Here is a 23,826-nt window from a genome sequence, read left to right as displayed (position 1 = left end):
ACCGAACGGTAACGTCCGGGCGCCCGGTGTGCTGCCGATGCGGCAACTTCCGCCGGGGCGCGGGTGGTTCGGCCCTGACCACAGGCGTCCCACAGAGATCGTCCAGCCTTGCACAAACCATTGACGTGCCCCTGACCCACCCCTACCTTCTGACCGAATTCACGAACTGCGTTCGACATGGCGAACGTCCGAGTCTCCGGGAGAGCCGCCCGTGACCACACGTCCCCCCACACCGTCCCGCCGTACCCTGCTGCGCGCGCTCGCCGTCCTGCCCGCCTCGGTGCTCGTCCTGGGTGAGGCGCCCGGGCTGCTCGGCACGGCGCTGGCCGCCGCCCCGGCGAGCGGCTACGCCACCCGTTACACGATCGTCCCGTTCCTCAACAGAGACGACGGCACCGTCAACGTCTACCAGTCAGACGACGCCACCGACTTCCGGCTCGTCCAGGCCTCGGCCTACACCCCGCCGAGCAACCGCATCCGCGACGCCAGCGTGTTCAAGCACACCGACGGCTACTACTACCTGACGTACACCACCCACACCTGGGAGGACGTCAGCACCACCATCGGCTTCGCGCGCAGCTCGGACCGGGTCAACTGGACGTTCCTGTACGACTACACGGTCCCGATCACGAACCTGTCCCGCGCGTGGGCGCCCGAGTGGTTCGTCGACGCCGACGGCAGTGTCAACGTCATCGTGTCCTGCTCGACCACCGACGACGAGTGGATCTTCACGCCGTACCGGCTGAAGGCGTCCAACTCCGCGCTGACGGCATGGAGTTCACCGGTAGCCCTGTCCGGCATCGGCTCGAACCACATCGACACGTACATCGTGCGGATCGGCTCGACGTACCACGCGTTCACCAAGAACGAGACGGCGAAGTACATCGAGTACGGCACCGCCACCAGCCTCACCGGCCCCTACACGATCTCGAAGACCGGCGACTGGGCCGGCTGGGGCAGCTACCGCGAGGGCCCCTCGGTGGTACAGCTCGACAACGGCGGCTGGCGGATCTTCTTCGACGGCTACGGCGACGGCACCTACTACTACAGCGACAGCTACGACACCTTCGCCACCTGGTCCGTGCCGACCGCGCTGACCACCCTCTCCGGTACGGCACGCCATTTCACGGTCATCAAGGAGACGGTGTCGGGCGGCCCGAGCCTCGCGACCGGCGTCACGCGCTCCTTCCGGTCCGCCAACTACACGACCCGGTACTGGCAGGAGGTGTCCTCCCTGCTCAACCTGCCGGTGGTGACCAGCTCCAGCACCACCGCGCTGAAGCAGGCGTCCACGTTCACCGTCGTCGCCGGCCTCGCCGACGCGACCGGCTTCTCCTTCCGGGACTCGGCCGGCAACTACCTGCGCCACTACGACTTCCGGGGCCGGTTCGACGCCAACGACGGCACGGCGACCTTCGCCGGGGACGCCACGTTCTACGCCCGGACGGGCACCACCACCGGCGCGCTGCGCTTCGAGTCGTACAACTACCCCGGCTACTACCTGCGTCACTACAACTACCAACTGCGGGTGGACCCGACGGACGGCACGGACCTCTTCCGGACGGACAGTTCGTTCGTGCCGGTGACGGCCTGGGCGTGAGCTGTGACTGGGGTTCGCCGGAACGGGGCAGGATGCCTGCGGAATTGATCGACCATGGCCTGGAGGCGCTGGGCGCATGAGCAGTACGGCAGGAACACGGATCCGCGAACTGATCGTCACCCCGATCGCCTTCCGCGACCCGCCCCTCCTCAACTCGAACGGCGTCCACGAGCCGCTGGCCCTCCGATGCGTCCTCCAACTCGTGTTGGAGGACGGCACCGTGGGCCTCGGCGAGTCCACGGGCGGCGCCGTCCGGCTGGCGCGTCTTGCGGCGGCGGCGAAGGTCGTCGTGGGGCTGGACGTCTTCGACACGACGGCCCTCGTCGCCGCGATCGACACCGCCCTGCTGCCGACCGTCCCCAGCTCCCACGAACGCGGCTGGACCACCTCGGCGGTGGAGGTGGCCTGCCTCGACGCCCAGGGCAAGCTGCTCGGCCGGCCGGTCAGCGACCTGCTCGGCGGCAAGGTCCGCGACGCCGTGCCCTTCGCCGCGTACCTCTTCTACAAGTGGGCCGAGCATCCCGCCCTCGACGGCAGGCCCGCGGTCGGCGACGACTGGGGCGAGGCGCTGGACCCCGCCGGGATCGTCGAGCAGGCCCGGCTGATGCAACAGCGGTACGGCTTCCGGTCGTTCAAGCTCAAGGGCGGTGTCTTCCCGCCCGACGAGGAGATCGCCGCGATCAGGGCGCTGGCCGAGGCCTTCCCGGGGCAGCCGCTGCGACTGGACCCCAACACGGCCTGGACGGCGGAGACGTCGACGTACGTGGCCCGTCAACTGGACGGTGTACTGGAGTACTTGGAGGATCCGACCGCCACCATCCCCGGCATGGCGCGGGTCGCGAAGGACTCACCGCTCCCGCTCGCCACCAACATGTGCGTGATCGCCTGGGAGCATCTGCGGCCCGCGATCGAGCAGGGCGCGATCCAGGTCCTCCTCACCGACCACCACTACTGGGGCGGGCTGCGCCGGACCCGTGAACTGGCCGTCGTCTGCGAGGTGTTCGGGCTCGGGCTGTCCATGCACTCCAACTCGCACCTGGGCATCAGCCTCGCCGCCATGACCCATGTCGCGGCGGCCATTCCCAACCTCGACCACTCCTGCGACACGCACTACCCGTGGAACTCGGCCGACGACGTCATCGTCCCCGGGGTGCTGGAACTGCGGGACGGCGCGGTCGAGGTGCCCACAGGCCCCGGCCTCGGCGTGGAACTCGACCACGACGCCCTCGACCGGCTGCACCGGCTCTACCTCGACTCGGGGGTGCGCGGCCGGGACGACACCGCGTACATGCGGCGGGTACGGCCCGAGTACGAGCTGAGACTGCCGCGTTGGTGAGCCCGCCCGTCGTCTAGGCGCCGGTCGAGGCCGCACGGCGTCGGGTCTCCGTGAGGTGGATGTCGACGGACCGGGCCATGATCACCCCGCTCTGCGGGTCGTCGGCCGGCAGGCTGAAGTGGCGGATCAGGGCGACCCCGTCCAGCGCGACGCCCTCACGGGCGAGGACGAAGACAAGGGCCAGGAAGGCGGACCGGGCGTTGCCGTCGTCGAAGGGGTGGAAGAAGCAGACGTCGAGATGGGCGCGGGCCGCGCGGGCGGTCAACGGAAGGGGCCGGGCACCGTCCGCCGCGCTCCCGGCCAGACAGGCGTCGAGGCGTTCGCGGGTGTCAGGGCCGATGCCGTAGCGCTCCCTGCCGCCTTTCGCGAAGGCCGGCAGGGTACGGAACGACGGTGGTCGCGGTGTGCCCAGCACGTGCCGCTGCCAGCCGCGCAGCAGGTCGAAGTCGAGCGGGGCGCCGCGCGCCGCGTCGGCCCGCACCAGCTCCAGGGCGGCGAGCAGACCCTCCCCGCGCGCCGTGTCCACGGCACTGTCGAAGGTACGTATGGACTCCGCCGCGCCGTCACGGGCCGGGATCACCGGCCCGTCCCCGCCGCCGTCCGGCATCTCCTCCCACCTCACGTCCTCGCGCAGCGCGAGCCAGCTCCGCAGGTGGTCCGGCAGAGGTCCGGCGGCGGGGCGCACCGCGTCGGCGGGCCGCAGCGACCGCACGAGCCGCTCCGCGACGTCGTCGACGAGCACCCGGTCGGGGCCGGTCCAGCTGTGGAACCGCCCGCCGATCGCCTCGTCGACCAACTCGTCCGCGACCTGGGGGTCGACGTTCCACCGGTGGAGGAACCAGCCGAGGACCTGACGGCAGTGCCCGTACCAGCCGCTGCCGGAGCCGGTGCGGTCGATGACCTGGAAGATCAGGTTCCTGGCCGCGCACTCCCACAGGATCCGCTGGTCCGCCACGGCCGCCAGGTCCAGCGGATGTGCCTCGAACAGGTCGGCGAGCCGCTCCAGCCAGTCACGCCACTCGCACAGCCCGGCGACCACCCGGTCCAGGGTCTCCTCCGGTGTGCCGACCGAGTGCGGGGGACAGCACCAGCTCCCGACCGGTCCGCCGTCGAAGTCCCCCTCGTCGTGGGCCCATCGCCAGCCCACGGCCCAGCCGCCGTAGCGCTCGGCGAGGGAGTACGACATGGCGTCGGTCCAGGGCCTCGCCACGTCCCAGTCCCAGTCGCATGTCGCGGGACGGCCGGCGGAAGCGTCGGGGCGGGTCGGTGTCCGCAGGGCCGGTCCGAGCGAACGGACCGTCTGTGCCGCGGACCCGCTGTCGAAGGGATGACGGGCGGGGTCCACCTCGTCCCAGCTCAGAGTCCTCGGGTTCAGGTCTTTCAACACCGCGCAAGCCTGCACACCCGCCCGGCATGCGTTCAACCGAATTACCGCAGGCCGTCTACCGTCAACGTCGCGTCGTGGACGGTTCGTTGGGGAGCATGGGATGGGGTGGCCGGTCGGCGGACGCGCGTAGCGAGGGCTCGTTGCGCAGCCGTACGAAGGTGATGGCCAGGGCGACCGCCTGGACGAGGGCGCAGCACAGGACGACCGTGTCGAGGCGGGTCGGCGGGGTGACGGCGACCAGGATGCCGGCCACCGGGAAGGGCAGCAGCAGGAGCAGCATGGTCAGGGAGAGCGTGGTGCCGAAGGCCGTGGCCGGGATGACCAGCGAGCGCAGGGTGCGCAGGACGACGGTGAGGCCGCCGTCGCCCGCCATGAACAGCGCGATGAGGACCATGTAGGCGGCGTAGGACGGGGCTTGGGGCAGGGCCAGGCAGGCCGCGGACGCGAACGTCGCGCAGACGACTCCCACGCCCCAGAGGTCGACGCGGCTCAGGGCGAGCCGGCAGCAGGTGACCGCGAGCAGGGTCGCGGCCGCGGCGGCGGACCACAGGGTGCCGACGTCGGCGGAGGAGCGGCCGAAGTTCTCGACGACGATGATGGGGCTCGCGGACTGGAGCAGGCCGAGGGCGAGGTTGGAACAGGCCAGGCCCGCCACCAGCCAGCGCAGGGCGGGCAGTTTGCGCAGCATGCGCAGCCCGGTCCGCAGACTGCCGGGCGCGCGTTCGCCCACCGGCCGTCCGGCACGCAGCGGGGTGGGCGGGGTCTGGAGTCCGAGCACGGCCGCCAGCAGGGACAGCCCGGTCAGGCAGCCGAGCATCCAGCCCGGACCGACCAGCAGGAGGAAGCCCGCGAGCAGGGGGCCGACGAGCATCGCGGTCTGGTCGATGCCGATGAGGACCGACTGCACTCCGTGCGGCCGGTTCTCCGCCCGCCGGGTGACGATCGCGCCCACGGCCTCGTTCGCGACGAAGCTGAACTGGGTGAGGGTGCCGGTCACCGCGGCCAGCACCAGCACGGTCACCGTCTCCGCGGTGCCGCGCGGCAGCATCACCAGCGCCACGGCCGCCCCCGCCAGCACCAGGGCCCGCAGGAACGAGGCGAGGAAACACACGATCGCCGCGCCGCGCCGGTCCACCACATTGCCCGCCAGCACGAACGCCGCGATCCGCGGCGTCCACTCCAGGGCGAACGCCAGGCCCGTCAGCGACGAGGACCGGGTGATCGCCAGGACCAGCAGCGGCATGGCGTACGTCGACATGGAGAACGCCAGGGCGTCGCTGGTGCGCGGTGCGTAGATCCGTCGGAACAGGCTGCCGGACGGAACGGCTGCATGGCGACCGGCCGGCGGCCGGTCCTCGTGCAGAGTGATGGCCACGGAATGGAAAGCTTTCGGTGAGGCGTATCACGGAGGGGGAAACGGGTTGGTACCGACCAGGGGCGAAAAGAATTCGCAGGAGGCGGGGAGAGCGGAAAACCCCTATGGGCAAGGGGAGTTGAGGCGTGAAATATAGCGCAGTCAAATGAGATTTGGCATATCCGGTGCGGACATCTCCGCAGGGCGTACGCCGCACCTCCCCGTACCCGGAAGACAGAAGGCGAAAAGAAAGCCACTTTGTCGCAATTAGGGCACGGGGAGACGAGGCATTCACGGCGTTTCCCGTCACGTCTTCGGGTCCTACCGTCGGGTCACATCTTCGTGGCGCCCGCCGCGAGGTCCCGCAGGAAGTGCCGGGCGCCGATGAGGAACACCACGATCAGCGGGATCACACTCATCAGGGCGCCGGCCATCACCACCGCGTAGTCGGTGTTGTAGGCCACGTTGAGGTTGGCCAGGGCGACCTGGAGGGTGAGCCGGTCGGGGTTGACCAGCACGACCAGGGGCCAGATGTAGTCGTTCCAGAGCTGGATGAACGTGAAGATTCCGAGGAAGGCGAGCGCCGGCCGGAACAGCGGCAGGGCCACCTGACGGTACAGGCGGAAGAAACCGGCCCCGTCGATCCGGCCGGCGTCCAGGAGTTCGTCGGGCAGTGAGTTCTGGGCATACTGCCGCATCCAGAAGATTCCGAACGCGTTGGCCGCGCCGGGTATCACGAGGGCCTTGAGGGAACCGGCCCAGCCGAAGTCGGCCATGGTGACGAACTGGGGCACGAGCGAGAGTTGGCCGGGAATCATGTACGTCGCCAACAGGATGCCGAACAGCAGCTTCCGCGCCGGGAACTCGTACTTGGCGAAGGCGAACGCGGCAAGGGAGTCGAAGAACAGCACCAGTACCGTGCCCGCCACCGAGACGACGACGGTGTTGAACAGCGAACCGAAGAAATCGATCCGGTGGATCACCTGCCGCATGTTCTCCAGGAGATGGGTGCCCGGCACCAGCCGGGGCGGGAACCGGAGGATCTCCTGCGAGGTGATCGAGGCCATCACCACGAGCCAGTAGAAGGGGAACAGTGACACCAGCACACCGAGCAGCAGCAACACCCGCACGGCGACACGGGAGCGCCTGCTGCCGGAACCGATGGCGAGTCCCGCGCCGACGGGGGTCGTCCGGTCACCGGCCACTGCGGGCTCCCTTGCGCCAGGAGATACGGGGACGGTCGTCGCGCTCGGAGCCGGACACCAGCCGCCAGTTGATGATCGCGAACAGCGCGATGAGAGCGAACAGGGACCAGCCGATCGCCGCGCCGTAGCCGAACTGGTGGTCGTTGAAGGCCTTCTGCCAGAGATAGAGCACGATGGTCAGGCCTTCCTGGCCCGGTCCGCCGGTGGTGCCGGGGTCGTCCGAGTAGAAGAGCACCTGCGACTCGGTGAAGATCTGCAGGCCGTTGATGGTGGACGTGATGACCGCGAAGAGGATCACCGGCCTCAACTGCGGTACCAGGACCCGGAAGAGGGTCTGCCGGCTGCTCGCCCCGTCCACCCGTGCCGCCTCGAACAGCTCGGTGGGGATGGCCTGCAGACCCGCCAGGAAGATCAGCGCGTTGTAGCCGACCCAGCGCCAGATGATCATGATGGAGATCGCCGACTTGATGCCGAGGGAGGACGTCAGCCAGCCGACGCCGTCCACCCCGATCGCCTTCAACAGCGAGTTGGCCAGGCCCGCTTGGGCGAAGACCGAGCCGAAGACGATGGTCATGGCGACCATCGAGGTCACGTTCGGGATGAAGTACGCGACCCGGTAGGCGGTGGCGTGGCGCACCTGCGCGTTCAGCAGGAACGCGATGACCAGGGCCAGGAACAGCATCGGCACCGTCGACATGAACCAGATCTCGAAGGTGTTCAGGATCGAGTGCCAGAACACCGAGTCGTGCAGCAGCCAGCGGTACTGCTGGAGCCCCACGAACCGCATGTCCCCGATGCCGTCCCAGTCCTGGAAGGACAGATACAGCGAGAACCCCACCGGGAACGCGCCGAAGACCGCGAAGAGCACGTAGTACGGCGAGATGGCGAGATACGGCGGCACGTGCCGCCGCCAACGCCCGCGCGGGGCCCCGGTGTCGGCGCCCCGCGCCGTCTCGGCTCCGCCTCCGGCCGCGGGCGCCCGGGCCGCTCCGGCGACGGTCGCCATCTCAGCTCACCCCCTGCTGGGCCAGCGTCCGCTCACAGGCGTTCATGGCGTCCCGCCAGGCCTTGTCGGGGTTCTTGCCGAGGGTTTCCACGTTGGTCAGCTCCTGGAAGACGGGGGTGTTGCAGATGTCCTCGTAGGGGCTGAAGAAGATGACCGGGGCCTTCTCCGCGGCCGGGCCGAAGACGTCGACGGGTATCTGACCGCCGAAGAAGGGGTCCGGCCTGCGCATCGCCGGCTTGCTGTACGCGGCCGGGGTGGTGGGGAACAGCGCCATCTCCTGATAGCTCTTCAGCTGGTTCTCCGGCCCGAGCAGCCACTTCAGATAGGCGAAGGCGCCCTCGGGGTCGCGGCAGTAGCGGGTGATGGTCACGTACGACCCGCCGTAGTTCGTCGGACCGCCGGGCAGCGCCGTCAGCCGCCAGGCCCCGGAGGTCTTCGGCGCCACGTCCTTGAGTCCGCCGATCGCCCACACCGCCGTGATCATCGAGGCGACCTTGCCGTGGCCCATGGCCGCGTTGTAGTCGGGCGTGCTGTCCAACACCCGGGCGCTGAGCCCCTGTCGGTGGGTCTCCACCGCCAAGTCCCAGGCACGCTTCACGTGTTGCTGGTCGCCGATGAAGCGGTTGTCGGCGTCCACGAACTGCTTCGGGCTCTGGTACAGGGCCATTCGGAAGACGTAGCTGATCTGCGAGACCAGGAACGGCTTGCCGGGCGCCTTGGACCTGAGCGTCCGGCCGAGCGCGAGGTACTTGTCCCAGGTGGCGGTCGCCGCCGCGACGTCCGCCGGCTCGGTGGGCAGGCCCGCCTTCTCGAACAGGTCCCGGCGGTAGTAGAGCGCGGTCGGGCCGGCGTCGAGCGGGAAGCCGATCATCCGCCCGGACGGGCTGATGCCGCTCTTCCACTTCCAGCCCAGGTACTCGTCCGCCAGAGCGTCGGCGCCGAGCTTCCTCAGATCGAGGAACTCCTCCTCGTCGGGGAAGAACAGCGAGACGTCGGAGTTCGCGCAGGCCAGGTCCGGTACGTACGCCCGCGCCGCCATGCTGGTGCGCAGCTTCGACTTGTAGTCGCCGGCGATCGGCGAGCCCTTCACCTTCAGTCCCGGTACGCCGGGCACGCCGCGGGCGGAGACGGCGAGGAGCTTGTCGCTCAGCGCGCCGTTCCAGTACCAGATGCTCAGGTGGTCGGTGCCCGCGGAGACGGAGCCGTGGTCGCTCCCGCACCCCGACAGGCCGAGCAGGGCGGCACCCGCGCCACCGAGGGAGGCCCCCAGTAGTCGTCTGCGGGACATCGTTCGGATTTCCATGGGCGCGCACTCACTTTCCGGACATGCCACGGCCGGGGGAGGAGGGGGGAGGGGCGAGGACGTCGACGACGGTCGGTGAGATGGGGGGGTGGTCCGACATCGGGCGGCGGGAAACCGGGCGGTTACGTGGGGGACGTGAACGTTCACGTGAACGTTGCCGTCGAGTATCGAGGCGGCCGAAAACCAGTGTCAAGGGACGTGCACGGTAGTTGTGTTGGCGCTTTCTACGGACGGCGAGAGGCAGCGGCCGACGCAGGCGCGACACACCCGCAGTGGCGCTACGCCGAGGCCCGCACCACCAGTTGGGGAATCACCCAGGCGTCGGCGCCGGTCAACGGCTCCTGCCCCGCGCTCAGTCGGGCGACCTGTTCGACGGCCAGCCGGCCCAGGCGCCGCTTGTCGATGTGCAGGGTGCTGAGCGTCGGCTCCACCAACTCGCCCAGGGACAGCCCGTCGAAGCCCAGCACGGCCAGGTCGTCGGGCACCCGCAACCCACGGCGCCGGGCCGCACGCATCGCGCCGACGGCGATCAGGTCGTTGAACCCGAAGACGGCCGTCAACTCGGGCCGCGCGTCGAGCAGTTGCACCATGGCCGCCTCGCCGCCCGCCACGCTGTGCTCACGGCTCGGCACGACCCAGCTCTCGTCGACGGGCAGACCGTGCTGCCGTACGGCCGACAGAAAAGCCTCTCTGCGAGGACCGGGGGCATCGATCCGATCGCCGTCGAGCATGCCGATCCTGCGATGCCCCGCACGCACCAGATGGTTGATGCCCTGCGCGACACCGGCGGCGGCGTCGATGCCGACGGCCCCGAACCGGGTCTGGTGCGGCCCGCGTTCGAGCACCACGGTCGGTACACCGCCCAGGTGCCGGGCGAGCACGGCGTCCGGGTTCTTGAAGTAGCCGACGACCGCGTCCGCCTGGTGGGAGAACGTGTCCAGCGCCTGGAGCTCCCGGTTCTCGTCGGTGCGCGAGTCCCACACCACGACCTGCCAGCCCCGTTCCTCGGCCGCCTCCAGCACACCGGCGGCCACCTCGGGAAAGAACGGGTTCATCAGATCCGGGATCACCAGCCCCGCCGTCACCGCGCCCTTGCGGACGAGCCCCCGCGCGAACCGGCTCGGCCGGTAGTCCAGCAGCCGCGCGACCTCCAGGACCCGCTCCTTGGTGGCGGGGTCGATCTCACCCTTGTCGTTGACCGCCCGGGACACCGTCTGCCGGGACACCCCGGCCAGCTGCGCGACGTCATGGATCGTGGCCCGCCGCCGGATCCCGTCGGCCCGCGGCGTCCGGTCGACACGCGGCTCGCGCTCCTGGTTGTCCGCCCACACGGTGTGCACTGTAGCCGGGGTGGGCGGATTCCCGGCAAGGAGGGAGCGGGGCTGCCGACCGGTCGTCCGGTTCCGTTCAACGGAACCGGACGCGACAGGTGCGGTCCCGGGGATCACTCTTTCGTCCTGTGGTCCGACAGTTGGGGGTACAGATGCGCGCAAGGGTGGCCGATCAGCGGCCCGGCCAGGTTCGGTTCTCCGTATTGGGTCCGCTGTCCGTCACCGGCGGCGGCGAGGACGGCGGGCAGCTGCCGCTCGGGCCGCTCAAGCAGCGCATGCTTCTCGCCATGCTGCTGTGCCGCCCCAACACCCTGCTCTCCGTCGACGTGTTGACGGATGCCCTGTGGGACGGCGGACCGCCCAGGACGGCACGGAAGAACGTCCAGGTGTACGTCTGGGCGCTGCGAAGACTCCTCGACGACAGCGGCGCGGGCGGACGGCTGGTCCGCGGTGTGGGCGGCTATCTGCTGTCGGTGGATGACGGTGAGCTGGACTCGCTACGGTTCCGGAGCCTCGCCGCCACCGGACGCACGGCTGCGGACGGGGGCCAACTCGCCCTCGCGGCACGGCTGCTGAACCGGGCGCTGCTCCTGTGGAGCGGACCCGCGCTGCCGGAACTCCGATGTTCGCGGCCCCTGTCCGACGAGGCCGACCACCTCGACAAGCAGTACCTCCAGGTCTACGAGGACTGGGCGGAGGCGGAGTTGGCGCTGGGCAACGCCCGGGCCGTCGTCGGCACCATCGGCGAGCTGACGGTGCTGCATCCGCACCGCGAGCGCCTGCGGGCCGCGCACATGAACACGCTGTTCCAACTGGGGCGGCAGACCGAGGCGTTCGCGGTCTACGACGAGTACCGGCAGCTCCTGGCAGGGGAGTTCGGCCTGGGTCCGAGCCCGGTGCTCGAAGCTCAGTACCGCTCGATGCTGACCGGCTGCCAGGACCTGATCAGCCGGTCCGGGCGGGCCGCGAGGCCGGCGCCCGTCGCCCCGTGAGCATGCGCAGGGTCCGGCAGCGTTCCGTTCCGGTGAGGTCGATGGGGACGAGCATGATCTCGTCGGCGTCCAGCGTGGCCGCCACATGGTCGATGGCCTTGACCACCGTGTCCCGGGCGCCGTGGACCACCTGCTGGTCCTCCAGGAACCTGTGCGCGAGGAACTCCTCCCGCGCCGGCGGCAGTACCTCGTCCGGGGCGGTTCCCCTGCGTTGCCGTGCGGTCCGGCGGGCGGCGTCCAGTGCCAGTCGCTCGGCCTCGTCGTCGCTCTCCGCGCACAGCACGTTGAGCGAGGCGATGACATGGGGCAGGGCACCGCGCGGGCCGGGGACGAACGCCTCGCGGTAGCGTTCCACCGCCGCAGGGCGGCACTTGGAGCGTCCCAGATGATGGCCGTAGACGAACGGCAGTGACCGTTCGGCGGCGGTGCGGGCCGACCCCTCCCCGGCTCCCAGGACGTGGAGTTCGGGCGGTTCGGTGATCCGGGGGGACAGGAACAGGGCCGGGTCGTCCGGGTCCTCCGGCGTCAACGGGTGGAGGAAACCGGTCAGTTCGTCGATCAGGGCGGGGAACTCGGTCGTCGCCCTGTCGTCGCGTCGCAGTGCCGCCTTCAGCAGCGCGCCGTAGGTTCCGGTCCCCGCCGTGCTCGCGGAGCGGCCCAGGCCCAGATCGATCCGGCCGGGGTGCAGGGCGCCCAGGGTGGCGAACTGTTCGGCCACGACGTAGGGGGCGTGGTTGGGGAGCATCACCCCGCCCGAGCCGACCCGGATGCGCCGGGTGACGGCGGCGACATGGGCGATGAGGACCGCCGGTGCGCTGCTGACGAGGTCGGGCGAGCCATGGTGCTCGGCGACCCAGAAACGGTGGAATCCGCACTCCTCGCTGACCCGGGCGACATCGGTGATCTCCCGGACGACCTGCGCGGCCGGCACCTGTCCGTCCGTCGCGCCGATCTCCAGCACGGAGAGGAGGACGGAGGGACCGGCGCTGTCGGCGCCTGGGTGGGACTGGGGCATGCTCACGAGGAACTCCTGTCCTGGGCTGGGGTGTTGGGCTGCGTGGGCGCGGGCAGGACGAGGGGGACACCGGCCAGCAGGGCCAGCGCCACCGCGAGGACCGCGGCGGTCGAGGGCAGCGACAGCCGGGCCAGCAGCAGACCGGCGGCCAACGGCCCGAAGGGCTGGAGGAGTTGGGCGAGCAGACTGCTGGTGGTGCCGACCCGGCCGTAGATCTCCTCGGGTACGGCGACCGCCATGATCGTGGCGAACGTCGCCGCGGTCACGGGGGTGAGCAGGCACAGGGCGCAGAAGCCGGCGACGAACGCGACGGTGCTGCCACTGGTCCAGGCGAGGGCCAGCAGTACGGCCCCGAGCGCCGGTGCCGCCGCCAGGGTCACCTTCAGGGAGACATACCGCTGGAAGAGCGGGGTGAGCAGCGAACCGGCCAGGCCCACAATCGCGGCCGCGCTCATGGCCGTTCCCACCATGACCGCGCCGTCGGGCAGCCTGCCCACGCCGAGGATCAGGGCGAACGCCAGGGCGGAGAACGCCACGTTGAGACCGGCGAAGTACGCGGCGGAGCAGCGCATGAACGGATCTCTGATCAAGTACCGCCACCCCGCGGTGAATTCGGTCCGGAAGCGCGCCCGCTCGGGCCGCGGGCCCGGCGTGCCCGCCGGCGTCGCCGTGGAGCGCCTCGACCGGACCGCCGCGGCCACGCACAGCGCGGAGGCGCCGAAGGTCAGCGCGTCCACCGTGAACGGCACCGAGGGGGAGAGCGACAGCAGCAGCCCGGCCGCGGCCGGCGCGGCGATGTCGGCGCCGTAGGCCCGCGCCTGGTTCAACGACAGGGCGGCGCTCAGCTGTTCGGTCGGGACGATCCGTCGGATCACCTTGTTCTGGGACGGCCGGAACACCTCCAGCGCGGCGTCCGACACGATCACCGTCGCCAGCGCCAGCGCGATCGGCACGGGGCGCAGCAGCGCATAGAGCGCCACCGCCCCTACCGCGACCATCCGGATCAGGTCGCAGAGGAGCATCAGCGTGCGCTGGTCGTAGCGGTCGCTGAGGTAGCCGGCCGGCAGGCGGGTCACCAGGGCGACGACCAGGGAGGCCGTGCCGATGGTCGCGGCGACCGTCGCGGAGTGGCCCGCTGCCAGCAGCACCAGCGGCAGCACGATGAACGTCATCGACGACCCGAAGTCCGACAGTGCCTGGCCGATCCACAGCAGCCGGAACTCGCGATTACGGCTCAGCCGGGGTGTGTTGACCGTGTCGAGGGGTGCGGTGGCGGTCATGTGTCGGTCCGGGGCGGCGTGAGCAGGTCGTCCAGAAGGAAGTTGGTGTTGGTGCGCGCGCCGGGGCCGGTCCTGCGGAACCGGTCCAGGAAGAGCGCGACACCGGCCGAACCGGTGGCCAGGTCGCAGCTCTCCCGCACGGTCTGCTCGCCCGGGAACACCACGCCCTCCGGCCGTCGCACGGCGCTGCACAGCACCGCCTCGGCGGCCCGCTCCGCGTCGCCCAGCAACTCCGGGTCGCCAAGGAACTCGTAGGCGTCCAGCAGGACGTTGCCGAGCCCGCTGATCCCGTGGAACAGCTGCGGGAACGTCGCGTACTTGCGCCGGACGTCCGGCAGCAGCTCCTCGATGTGCTTGCCCAGGGCCTCGTCGCCGGTCACGTGGTGGTAGCGCAGCAGGGTGGTGAGGATGCCCGCGGTCCCCTCGTCCCAGTAGTGGCGCAGTACGGCGATCGGCTCGTCCGGGTCCGCCACGGCGGGGAAGGACAACAGGCCGCTGGGCGCGTACGTGCCGCAGGACAGGTCGAACTCCAGCCCCGCGCGCCCCAGTTCCAGCAGGGCCGGGTCGCCGGTCGCCGCGTGCAGGGCCAGCAGGAACATGGCGACACCGGACGCGCCCTCGCCGTAGCCGACGGGGACGTGTTTGCCGGAACCGGGCCAGTGCGCCCGGCCGCCCTCGTGCCGCGCGGTCCGCGCGAAGTGCTCGCCGATCTCGCGGGCGCGGTCGAGGAACTCGGCGAGGCCGGTGTCGCGCCACAGCCGCAGGCACGCCATGCCGTGTCCGGCGGCGCCGGTCAGGACGCCTGGCTCGGCGTACAGCAGGGGGTGTTCGGCGGCGTCGCGCAGGACCCGGACGGCCACGTCGCGATGGCCCAGCGCCGACAGGACCCAGGCGACACCCGCGGAGCCGTAATACAGGCCGGGCGGCAGGGACTTGTGACCGGTGGGCTTGCGCAGGGCCCAGGCCAGGAAGGTGTCGGGCACCGCCTCACCCGTGGTGTGCAGCGCGTAGAGGCAGCCGTAGGCGCCGTGCGCGACGGAGAGCGGGTTGGTCTCGAAGACGAGCACGTCCGCCGGGAAGAGCCGGTCCTCGCGCTGGAGGTCGGCGGTGTCGCGCAGGTACTTCGCCACGCCGTCGAGCGTGGTCGCGATCCGCCCGTGCAGACCGGCGCTGGACTCCGGGTCGGGGGTCACGCGGCGCGCCAGCGGCGGGAGTTCGCGCCAGGCGGTGCTGAAGGGCAGCTCGGTGAGACGTTGGCGCAGGGTCGCCGGGTCGGGCAACGGCGCGTCCTCGTCGTAGAGTTCCCGGATCAGCGTGACCAGTTCGCCGGGCAGCGCCAGGTCGGCGGCCACTGCGTCGAGCAGCCGCAGGGGTACGGCGTGGTCGACCAGGTCGTTCTGCTGGCAGGTCAGCACGCAGCAGAGCATGATGCCGCCGAGCGCGTAGTAGTCGGAGCGCCGGTCGCCGCGGCCGGCGGCCATCGCGCGCCGGGTGACCGCCCCGGGGGTGCCCAGGCCCGCGCCGCCACCGCGGTCCTCGTGGAAGGCGGACTCCAGGTCGATGACGCGGATGCGGTCGTCCGCGGTGACCATGATGTTCGTCGGCGACAAGTCGCCCAGGACGATGCCGCGTTCGTGGCAGGCCGCGATCGCGTCCGCCACCTGGAGCCACAGCAGCCGGAACCGGTCGTAGTAGTCGGTCAGCCGGGCCGGGGTCAGATCCAGGCCGTACAGCGGGTTGTGGGTGACGCTCAGGTGGCCGAGGTGACCGCCGTCGATGTGGTCCTCGGCGATGAACGCGTGCTCCCACTGCTCGAAGAACGTGACGGGCCGTACGAACAGGCCGGTGTCGGTCAGTTCCGTCAGCAACTCGTACTCGTGGCGCAGGAGTTCGACCGCGTCGATGCCCTCGGGGCCCACCTCGACACCGGGCCGGGCCTCGCGCAGGACGACGTCCGCGCCCGTCTCGGTGTCCACGCCCCGGTAGATGCCGCCGCGGTTGCTGAACGCCAGCGCGCTCTCGACCTTGAACCGGCCGTGCAGCAGGCCCTGGCCGCCGCCCGAGGTGCTGCCCGTGGCCTTGGCCCTGGGTGCCACGGGCTCCGCGTCGGCGTACGGGTCCCGCGCCCAACTCGGCGCGTACCAGAAGGGGGTGCGCAGATCCTGGACCAGCGAGCCGTCAGGGGTCTGGATCATGAGGTCGCGCAGACCCAGCGGTTCGAGTTCGAAGCGGCTGATGAACCCGCCGTAGCGGTACGACACCACCCGCGAGCCCGGACAGCGCCGGTCGGACAGGACATAGGGTCCGTCCAACTCCTTCAAGGCGTCTGTCAGTTCGGACGCGAGGGCGAGGAACCGCGTGTCGTCCTCGGGATAGACGGTGATGAACTTCCCGCTCGAAGCACGCGGGAACGACTTCCCGTTGGCCTCCCGCACCGCCATCGGGTCCATCAGGAATTTGAAGCGCACGCCCGCGTCCCGCAGCACCGGCAAGGACCGCCGCAGGGTCTCGACGCTGGTGCGCGAGGTCGCCGAGACATGCAGCTTCCAGCCCTCGCCGACCACGGCGGCGCCCGGGGGTTCCGCGATGACCCAGTAGCCGCGGCGCCAGGTGCGCCAGGTGTCGGGCACCACCGTCTGATAAGCGCGCAGGTGCTCGCCGCTCGGTGCGCGTCGGCTGAAGTCCTCGAACCACCGCGGATCGTGGTTCATGTACGACAGCACGTTCTCCCATGGCAATTGCATGTCGGCCCGCCCCTGTTCGTCTTCGTGAGTTCGACCAAGTGGGCGGTCCCGGACGGTGGCCACCGCGCTGTGGCCAATGCCGTCCGGGACCGCCGTGTTCAGGTGGTGTCAGCAGCTCGTGATGCCGCAGGAGCTGCAGCTGAAGACGATGGAGCTGGTGGGGGTCTCGATCTCCATGCCCTGCAGGGACAGGACGAACTCCGCGTCGGCGGACTCGATGTTCTGGGCCATGACGGCCTCCCGTTTCAGTGGTTTCGGGTGATGTCAGCGAGATCCGCTGACCTTTCCCATGCTGGGGAGGACCGCTTCGGGAATGGCATACCAACGGTTTGGAACCGGTATTTCCCCTCTTCCCAGGGCTGAGGCCGAAACCTTGAGAGGCGATCTAAGGAAGCTGTGCTCCACCATCGCGTTCGCTATCGCATGTCGCTGAAGTCAGTGGCGTTAATGCACGTGTTGGTGAGCAGGAAGGGGATGGGTCATGGCAGCGCAGGCGCGCAGTCCGCGGGAGCGGTACCGGGAGCAGACCTGTTCGGAGATCAAGGAAGTGGCCGTGCGTCAGCTCGCCGCCGGTGGCGTCGAGAGTGTGGCCCTGCTGCGTATCGCCAAGGAGATCGGGATGTCGGGCCCGGCCCTCTACCGCTACTACGCCGGCCGGGACGATCTGCTGGCCGAGCTGGTCCTCGACGCCTACACGGCCGCGGCCGTGGTGGTTCACGCGGTGGACGTCGAAGGCGGTGGGCGCGCGGCGTTGCATGCCCTGACCAGGACCTACCGTGCGTGGGCGGTGGCGAATCCGCATCTCTACCTGCTCGTGCAGGGCACCCCGGTGGCGGGTTTCACCCTGCCCCCCGAGGCCGTGCTGCGGGCCCGCGCCGTCCTCGGGCCGTTCCTCCCGGTCTTCGCGCAGGGGCGTCCGCTGGCAGGACTCGACCCCCTGCTCGCGGAGTTCCAGGCCTGGCTCCGCGAGGAACGGGACGTGACGGCGTGGGTCGCGGAGTGGACCGGCCTGGACCCCGCGGACCCCGCGGCGGCCGTCGCGCTGACCGGCACGATCATGGTCTGGCCGCAGATCCACGGCACGGTGGGGCTGGAGACCGCGGGCCAGTTCACCGGCATGGGGCACAACCCCGCCACTCTGCTCGACGTACAGACCGCGATCCTGGCGGACGCCTTCCAGCTCCGCTGACGCCCTCGCCCCCCACCTCCCGCGCGGGACGCGCCACCAGCCCCCTGAACAGGACTTTCCAGCCCTTTCGGCCAACGCCGGCAGGGCTTTTCCGTGCCCTGGCCCACGCTGCGGCGGTGCGACTCCCAGGCGTATTGTTATAGCTAGTCGTGACAGTTACGCTATATAACAGTAGCGTTGAAGTGTCGCGCAGCGACCCATGTGCGCCGCCGTGTCCGTCACCACCACCCCGGCATCGCACCCTGCCCGCGCGCCGGGGCGAACTGGCCGCGGCGCTGCGGGCGTTGGAGGCCCAGGTCGAGACCCGCGCCGACGACGCGCTCGCCGTACGCGGCACGACTCCCCAGGAGGCAGGCATGCTCGCCCACCACCGCGGCATCCCGCTCACCGAACTGTCCATCCAGCGCTCGACGTTGGAGGACGCGTACATGGCCCTCACCGACGACGCCGTCGAGTACCGGGCGAAGGAGGCGGCGTGATGCGTGACGTGATCGCCTCGGAGTGGCTCAAACTCCGCTCGGTACGCTCCACTTGGTGAGCGCTGGGCGCCGCCTTCGTCCTCATGCCGCTGACCGGACTGCTCATCGGCCTGAACACGAGCGCCGGCCAAGTCGACAACCCGTCCTTCGACGCCCTCGACACCCTGACGGGCACGGCCATCGTGCGGTTCGCCTTCGGTGTCCTCGGCGTGCTGGCCATCTCTCCCGAGTACGGCACCGGCATGATCCGTACGACCTTCGCCGCGGTGCCGGCGCGCAGCCGCGTGATCGCCGTCAAGGCGGGCCTGCTCACAGGGGTGTTCGCGGTCGCGGGCACGGTGATCTCGCTGCTCACGTTCCTCGTCGGACAGGCCGCGCTCCCCGCCGGCCTGGGGGTCTCGCTCGGCGACCGGGGCGTCCTGCGGGCCGTGCTCGGAGCCGCCTTCTACATGGTGTTCATCGGCATGTTCGGCTTCGCGCTCGGCGCGCTGATCCGGCACACGCAGGGCGCCCTGTCGGTGCTGATGGCGGAGGTCTTCGTGATCATGGGCATCCTGCCCTCCCTGGTACCGCAGTCCTTCCAGGACGGCGTCGCCGCCTACTCGTTCACCGGACTCGGCCGCTCCCTCATCGTCGTCAAGCACGTCGACGGGGTCACCACCCCGCTCACCGCGCTGATCCTCTGCCTGGTGTACGTGGCCGTCGTCCTCGTACCGGCGTTCATCCTCACCAACCGACGCGACCCCTGAGCCGCAACCCGCCCGTGCCCCGCCACCACAGCCCACCACGGAGGTCACCATGTCCCACGCCGGCTCGCCCGCCACCTACAGCACCCAGCCGTCCGCCCTCGGCGTCGTCCTCGACAACCGTCTGTCGTACGTGAGTTTCGGCCTCGCCTGGCTGCTCTGCCGCGGCGTGAACGCCCTCACGCACGGCGACGACCCCGTCCTCGACCTGCCGTCCGCGATACCGGCGTCGCTGCTCGTCGCAGGCCTGCTCGCGGGTGTCGTCGTCACCAGCGTCGTAACTGCCAGGACGTTGCGCGGAGTTCGCGGCCCCGACGCGATGGTCGGGAACCTGCTGGCCGCGTCCTGGCCGATCGGCTTCGGCGCGCTGTTCCTCATCATCACCGCGCTCAGCGCGTCCCTCGAGGAGCAGAAGGTCCACACGCTCATGTGGCCCACCGCGTCCGGACTCGTCGTGGGCCTCCTCTACCTCGCCGGGGGAGCCGTCTACCGCGACCGCCTCCAGTACCTGCTCGGCGCCTGGCTCGCCCTCACCTCCTCCGCCGCGCTTTTCCTCCACGGCGCACCCCTGTACTGGGTGCTCGCGCTGGCGGGCGGCGGCAGCTACCTCGTCGCGGCGGCACCTCGAACCCCGCCGCCACGCCAAGGCCCTGCTCGCCAGGGCGAGTTGAGACGGCACCCGCGGACGGCGGCCACCGGCACCACACCGGTGGCCGCCGCTCCGTGTCGTCCTAGTGGCCGTGCCCGGACTTCTTCACTTTGCGGGAGACCGTGAAGCGGTCGACCTCGGCGCCGGTCGCGGCCAGCGCCCGTACCGTGAGGGTCGTCGTGCGGCCAGGCGTGGCGGGTTCGACGTCGACGCGGATGAACGAGTAGCCGGTGTAGCGGACCCGGGACCAGTCGACGTTCTCGGTGACCTGGCCGTCCTTGCCCGTCCAGTACGTCGGCACCGAGTCGATCGCGTCCTCGTGGCCCTCGTAGCTGTCGGCGACCGGGAAGCTGTACACGCTCTCGCCGCCCGCGCCCGCCGTCACGTACACCACACCGCCACGGGCCGGCTCGTGGGTGCCGCCGATGGGCAGGGTCCGTACGGCCTTGTCCTGGACGACCGGGTCGGTGCGCTCGTAGACGTGGTTGTGGCCGTTGACCACCAGGTCCACCTGGTGCTTCTCGTACAGCGGCACCCACTGCTCGCGCACCCCGCCCTCGGAGGCGTGCGAGCTGGTGGTCGAGAAGGCGCAGTGATGGTGGAAGACGACGACGAAGTCGACGTCCGCACGGGCCCGGAGTTCGGTGAGCCGCTTGTCGAGCCAGGCGGTCTGCTTGCCGCCGGTGTAGCCCTTGTTGGCGGGGATCTCGTACGACACGTCGTTCGCGTCGACCGATACCACGCCCACGTTGCCGTGGACGAAGGAGTACACGCCGGGAGCTGACGCGGCGTCAAAACCGTTGCCGGGGAGGGTGAACCGGGCCTCGTTGCCGCCGTAGCCGTTGGGGGAGTACCAGGACTCCATGTCGTGGTTGCCGAACGCCACCATCCACGGCACCCGGCTCGACAGCGGTTCGATCTGCGCGAGGAACGAGTCCCATTGGCGGGCGTCGTAGTTGCTCGCGTCCCCGGGCAGCCCGTGCCCGGTCTCCTCCGCGTAGCAGATGTCGCCCGCGTGCAGATGGAACGCCGGATTCTGCGCCTGGACAAGGGCGTTGAGGCCGATCGAGGTGTAACTCGGGTTCTGGTCACCGAAGGCGGTGAACGTGAACGGCCGGGTGCTGTGCGTCCGGGGCGCGGTGGTGAAGGAGTAGACGGTGTGCGCGGCGCCCGGGTCGGCCGGGTCGAAGCCGTCGTGGCCGACACCGTAGTAGTACGTGGTGTCGGGGCTCAGGTTGTCCAGCGCGGCGTGCACGTAGTACTGGTCGATGTCTGCGCTCTTGCCGATCCCGGCCGGAGTGAACAGGTCGCGCACCTCGGCCGGTATGCGGTGGCTCAGGTCGAGGGGACTCCTGCCGATCCGGAGGAAGGGTTTCCGCACCGGGAGCGGCACCTGCCACGACACCCGCATCTGCGTCCGCGGATCGGCGCCGTAGGCGATGTGCCGGCCGAACGGCGCGACCAGCGAACCGTGCACAGCCGCGGTGGCGGAACCCGGCACGAGCGTGGGCGTCGCCGCCGCCGCGAGTCCGGCGGAGCCGCCCGCGAGGGCGACCCCGGTCGCGGCGACCGCGCCACCGCGCAGCAGACCGCGGCGGGAGAAGGCGCGGCGGAGGTATTCGTGTTGCTCGGGCATGCTCAGGGTGTCGGCGAGCCGGTCGGGGAGGCCCATGCGAGGAGTGTTCATGGGCGCGACGCTGGCAGCGCCGGTTGAACGACCGATTGCCGCCTGCCCATGGGTTGGCCATATCCCGCCCATTGCCTGGCTCGTTTCCTATGCCCCGGATGTCCCCGGCGGCCGCGTGAAGTGCCGGGCACCGGTCAGGACGAGCACCGCCAGCGCGGCCGGTGCCGCGTACGCTAGCCGGAACTCGCCGGTGGAGCCGAGGAGTCCGCTCACCGCGCCGCCGGTGACGACGCCGGCGTAGTTGAAGAGGTTCAGCCGGGCCAGCACCGTCTCCGAGGCGCCGGGCCGCAACCGCGCGGCGGAGGCCAGACACAGCGGGGCCAGCACCGAGGCCCCCAGCCCCACGACTCCCGCCGCGAGCACGGCGAACGGCCAGCTCGGAGCCATGGCCATGCCCACCAGGGCGCCCGCCACCACCAGGGCGGCCGTGCGCACGACGGCGACCGTACCGACCCGCTGCACCAGCCGGTCCACGGTCGCGCGCCCGACGACCGTGCCGGCCTGGTACGCCGCGTACGCCATCGGCGCCACCGCGAGGGACGCGCCGAGGGTCTGCCGCAGATACACCGCCGACCAGGCGGAGACGGTCGAGTCCACGACGTAGACGACGAGGAGGACCAGCCCGAAGGGGAGGAGCCGCAGCCACAACCGCCGCCCCAACGGCGGCTGCGCAGAAGGCACTTGGGAGGCGGGAAGAGCGTGCGTGCGCAGGCAGACGGCGACGGCCAACAGGACGCCCGCCTGTACGGCCAGGCCGACGCCCACCGGCCGGTCCAGCCGGGCCACCCCGGCGGTGAGCAGGGCCGCGAGCACGCCGCCCACGCTCCACGCCGTGTAGAACGACCCGAAGACACTGCGGCCGTAGGCGCGTTCGATCGCGGCGGCCCGGGTGTTGACGCCGACGTCGAGGCCGCCGACCGCCAGGCCGAAAAGGACGTACGCGCAGATAACGGTCGCCGTGCCGGGCGCCCAGCCGATCAGCGTGAGCGCGGTGGCGGCCGTGAGCAGGGCCCCGCGCATCGTGGCGACGGGGCCGGCGACGCGGACCGCGGCCAGTCCCAGGAAGCTGCCGACCCCCGCCGTCAGGGCCACCCCCACCAGCGTGGCGGTGGTCAGGAGCGGGGACAGCCTCAGGTGTTCCGTGACCGCGGGGACGGTCGTGTACACGGCGGCGACGGACATGCCCTGCGCGGCGAACGCGAGGGTCGTCGCCCTTCGGGCACCAGCCCTGTCGGCGGGGCGCCCGACCCGGGCCCGGCCCGGAGTGCTGACTGACATGCACAGACCGTAGTCAGCCGGGGCGGGACGGACGCAGGACGCCGGGGGCCGTTGAGGGGACTTCGGCGGCCAGCGCCGCGACCGGTGCCGCCCGGGTGCTTACGGTGGTCGCCCACGAGGAGGTGAGTGCGATGTTCCCTGCCCCGGCCCCGGCGGACCCGCACGGGACCAGCCGCAGCACGTCGGCGACGATCCAGCCGAACATCCTGCGCTATCTCGTCATCGTCGCCGACGCACGCGGCATCGACCTGCGGCCCCTGCTGAGCGAGGTCGGCCTGGACGACACCCTCATGCGCTCGGCCGCGCTGCGGGTGTCGTACCGGCAGGGCGGCGCGGTGATCCGGCACGCGGTGGAACTCACCGGGGACGAGCGGCTGGGCCTCAAGGTCGGCGCGGCACAGCACCTGACCGCATGGGGGCTGCTCGGCTTCGCGCTGATGGCCGCCGACACCCTGCGGCACGCCATCGAGACCGGCGTGAACTACCAGAACCTCTCCGGCGCGATGACCGTGTGGTCCACCGGGCTCGGCGAGGACGGCGCCTTCGTCCTGCGCGCCGACCTCCCCGACCCCGCCATCGACCCGAGCGTGGCGTCCTTCCTCATCGAGGAGGGGTTCGCCTCCGTGGTCACCCTCTCCCGGCTCGCCGTCGGCCCGGACTTCGCCCCGCGCGTGGTCGAGTTCTCCTCGCCGCCACCCCGCCGACAGGAGCTCTACGGCGCCCTGTTCGGCTGCCCGGTCCGCTTCCGCGCCCCGGCCGACCGCATCGTCATCGACCCCGCCTGGGCCGGCGCCCGGATGCCCGGCCGTGACCCGGTGACCTACGCCTCGACCCTGGAGACACTCGACGCCCAACTGGCCTCCCGCACCGACCAGCAGGACCTCCTCGAAGTCCTGGAGGTGTCCGTCGCGCAGAGCCTCCCGGTGATCCCGTCCTTCGGCGAACAGGCACGACGGCACGCGACGAGCGAACGGACCCTGCGCCGCAGACTCGCCGACTGCGGCACGACGTACGAGGCACTGGCCGAGGGAGTACGCCGGGAACGCGTCGAACAGCTCCTGCTGCGCCCGGAGCTGACGCTCCGTGAGATCGCCCGCCGCGCCGGATTCTCCGACGAACGCGCCCTGCGCCGCGCGGTACGCCGCTGGCACGGCACCTCTCCGGTCCAGCTACGGGAGCAGCTGCTCCGGGCGGCGACGCACCGCGCGTGACGCCGTCAACCGGCCGGGTTCCAGGGCGCTTTAC

The 23,826-nt window shown here is 70.8% G+C and carries 20 protein-coding genes; 8 read left to right on the top strand and 12 right to left on the bottom strand.

Annotated features, from left to right (window positions below):
- The first annotated feature begins 211 nt into the window (after nt 1-211).
- A complete protein-coding gene (locus tag OG714_RS07165) occupies nt 212-1,600 on the top strand; it encodes a glycoside hydrolase family 43 protein (protein WP_406119372.1) in 1,389 nt (462 codons plus the stop codon).
- 76 nt (nt 1,601-1,676) lie between these two features.
- The gene (locus OG714_RS07160) at nt 1,677-2,936 is read left to right on the top strand and encodes a glucarate dehydratase family protein (RefSeq protein ID WP_406119370.1); all 1,260 of its coding nucleotides are present in this window, start codon (nt 1,677-1,679) and stop codon (nt 2,934-2,936) included.
- A 13-nt stretch (nt 2,937-2,949) separates the two neighbouring features.
- On the opposite strand, the gene OG714_RS07155 is transcribed toward OG714_RS07160, so the two are convergent.
- The 6 genes from OG714_RS07155 to OG714_RS07130 form a co-directional block, all read right to left on the bottom strand.
- Nucleotides 2,950-4,323, bottom strand: coding sequence for a Fic family protein (locus OG714_RS07155; protein ID WP_406119368.1), 1,374 nt, complete (start codon nt 4,321-4,323; stop codon nt 2,950-2,952).
- Nucleotides 4,324-4,384: 61 nt separating this feature from the next.
- Nucleotides 4,385-5,698, bottom strand: coding sequence for an MFS transporter (locus OG714_RS07150; RefSeq protein WP_406119367.1), 1,314 nt, complete (start codon nt 5,696-5,698; stop codon nt 4,385-4,387).
- A 311-nt stretch (nt 5,699-6,009) separates the two neighbouring features.
- Nucleotides 6,010-6,882 carry a carbohydrate ABC transporter permease gene (locus OG714_RS07145; RefSeq protein WP_406119365.1) on the bottom strand — a complete coding sequence of 291 codons (873 nt, stop codon included), beginning with the start codon at nt 6,880-6,882 and terminating at the stop codon, nt 6,010-6,012.
- Complete coding sequence (locus OG714_RS07140; RefSeq protein WP_406119364.1) at nt 6,872-7,888, bottom strand: carbohydrate ABC transporter permease; 1,017 nt, start codon at nt 7,886-7,888, stop codon at nt 6,872-6,874. Before OG714_RS07140 ends, OG714_RS07145 begins: the two co-directional genes overlap by 11 nt.
- A gap of 1 nt (nt 7,889) precedes the next feature.
- Complete coding sequence (locus OG714_RS07135) at nt 7,890-9,176, bottom strand: ABC transporter substrate-binding protein (protein ID WP_406119362.1); 1,287 nt, start codon at nt 9,174-9,176, stop codon at nt 7,890-7,892.
- Nucleotides 9,177-9,469: 293 nt separating this feature from the next.
- On the bottom strand, nt 9,470-10,522 hold the full coding sequence (locus OG714_RS07130; protein WP_406119360.1) for a LacI family DNA-binding transcriptional regulator: 1,053 nt from the start codon (nt 10,520-10,522) through the stop codon (nt 9,470-9,472).
- A 152-nt stretch (nt 10,523-10,674) separates the two neighbouring features.
- Here OG714_RS07130 and OG714_RS07125 point away from each other — a divergent pair, with 152 nt between their 5' ends.
- Entirely contained in the window at nt 10,675-11,514 is an 840-nt protein-coding gene (locus OG714_RS07125) for a BTAD domain-containing putative transcriptional regulator (RefSeq protein ID WP_406119358.1), read from the top strand.
- Here OG714_RS07125 and OG714_RS07120 read toward each other — a convergent pair.
- From OG714_RS07120 to OG714_RS07105, 4 genes are all read right to left on the bottom strand, one after another.
- A complete protein-coding gene (locus OG714_RS07120) occupies nt 11,468-12,529 on the bottom strand; it encodes an MsnO8 family LLM class oxidoreductase (RefSeq protein ID WP_406131744.1) in 1,062 nt (353 codons plus the stop codon). The two genes, OG714_RS07125 and OG714_RS07120, sit on opposite strands and share 47 nt — an antisense overlap.
- Nucleotides 12,530-12,531: 2 nt before the next feature.
- Nucleotides 12,532-13,809 carry an MFS transporter gene (locus OG714_RS07115; protein WP_406119356.1) on the bottom strand — a complete coding sequence of 426 codons (1,278 nt, stop codon included), beginning with the start codon at nt 13,807-13,809 and terminating at the stop codon, nt 12,532-12,534.
- Nucleotides 13,806-16,553 (bottom strand): class III lanthionine synthetase LanKC, encoded by a 2,748-nt coding sequence (lanKC, locus tag OG714_RS07110; RefSeq protein WP_406119354.1) that lies wholly within the window; start codon nt 16,551-16,553, stop codon nt 13,806-13,808. Before lanKC ends, OG714_RS07115 begins: the two co-directional genes overlap by 4 nt.
- Nucleotides 16,554-16,661: 108 nt before the next feature.
- Nucleotides 16,662-16,784, bottom strand: coding sequence for a hypothetical protein (locus OG714_RS07105; RefSeq protein WP_406119353.1), 123 nt, complete (start codon nt 16,782-16,784; stop codon nt 16,662-16,664).
- 250 nt (nt 16,785-17,034) lie between these two features.
- Here OG714_RS07105 and OG714_RS07100 point away from each other — a divergent pair, with 250 nt between their 5' ends.
- The 4 genes from OG714_RS07100 to OG714_RS07085 all read left to right on the top strand — a co-directional run bounded on the left by OG714_RS07100 (nt 17,035) and on the right by OG714_RS07085 (nt 19,742).
- Entirely contained in the window at nt 17,035-17,742 is a 708-nt protein-coding gene (locus tag OG714_RS07100) for a TetR/AcrR family transcriptional regulator (protein WP_406119351.1), read from the top strand.
- Nucleotides 17,743-17,924: 182 nt separating this feature from the next.
- Complete coding sequence (locus tag OG714_RS07095) at nt 17,925-18,221, top strand: hypothetical protein (RefSeq protein ID WP_406119349.1); 297 nt, start codon at nt 17,925-17,927, stop codon at nt 18,219-18,221.
- An 83-nt stretch (nt 18,222-18,304) separates the two neighbouring features.
- Complete coding sequence (locus OG714_RS07090) at nt 18,305-18,970, top strand: hypothetical protein (RefSeq protein WP_406119348.1); 666 nt, start codon at nt 18,305-18,307, stop codon at nt 18,968-18,970.
- A 49-nt stretch (nt 18,971-19,019) separates the two neighbouring features.
- Nucleotides 19,020-19,742, top strand: a complete 723-nt coding sequence (locus OG714_RS07085) for an ABC transporter permease (RefSeq protein WP_406119346.1) — start codon at nt 19,020-19,022, stop codon at nt 19,740-19,742.
- Here the strand turns inward: OG714_RS07085 and OG714_RS07080 are convergent.
- Together OG714_RS07080 and OG714_RS07075 are read right to left on the bottom strand one after the other, a co-directional pair.
- On the bottom strand, nt 19,699-21,303 hold the full coding sequence (locus OG714_RS07080) for a purple acid phosphatase family protein (protein WP_406119344.1): 1,605 nt from the start codon (nt 21,301-21,303) through the stop codon (nt 19,699-19,701). The genes OG714_RS07085 and OG714_RS07080 overlap by 44 nt on opposite strands.
- Nucleotides 21,304-21,390: 87 nt before the next feature.
- Nucleotides 21,391-22,581 carry an MFS transporter gene (locus OG714_RS07075; protein ID WP_406119342.1) on the bottom strand — a complete coding sequence of 397 codons (1,191 nt, stop codon included), beginning with the start codon at nt 22,579-22,581 and terminating at the stop codon, nt 21,391-21,393.
- A 131-nt stretch (nt 22,582-22,712) separates the two neighbouring features.
- Here OG714_RS07075 and OG714_RS07070 point away from each other — a divergent pair, with 131 nt between their 5' ends.
- Nucleotides 22,713-23,792, top strand: coding sequence for an AraC family transcriptional regulator (locus tag OG714_RS07070; RefSeq protein WP_406119341.1), 1,080 nt, complete (start codon nt 22,713-22,715; stop codon nt 23,790-23,792).
- The last annotated feature ends 34 nt before the right edge of the window (nt 23,793-23,826 follow it).

The organism is Streptomyces sp. NBC_00989 (genome assembly GCF_045162655.1).
Taxonomy (GTDB): Bacteria; Actinomycetota; Actinomycetes; order Streptomycetales; family Streptomycetaceae; genus Streptomyces.
The sequence above is the reverse complement of the archived record's forward strand: the minus strand, read 5'-3'. Positions and strand labels throughout refer to the sequence as shown.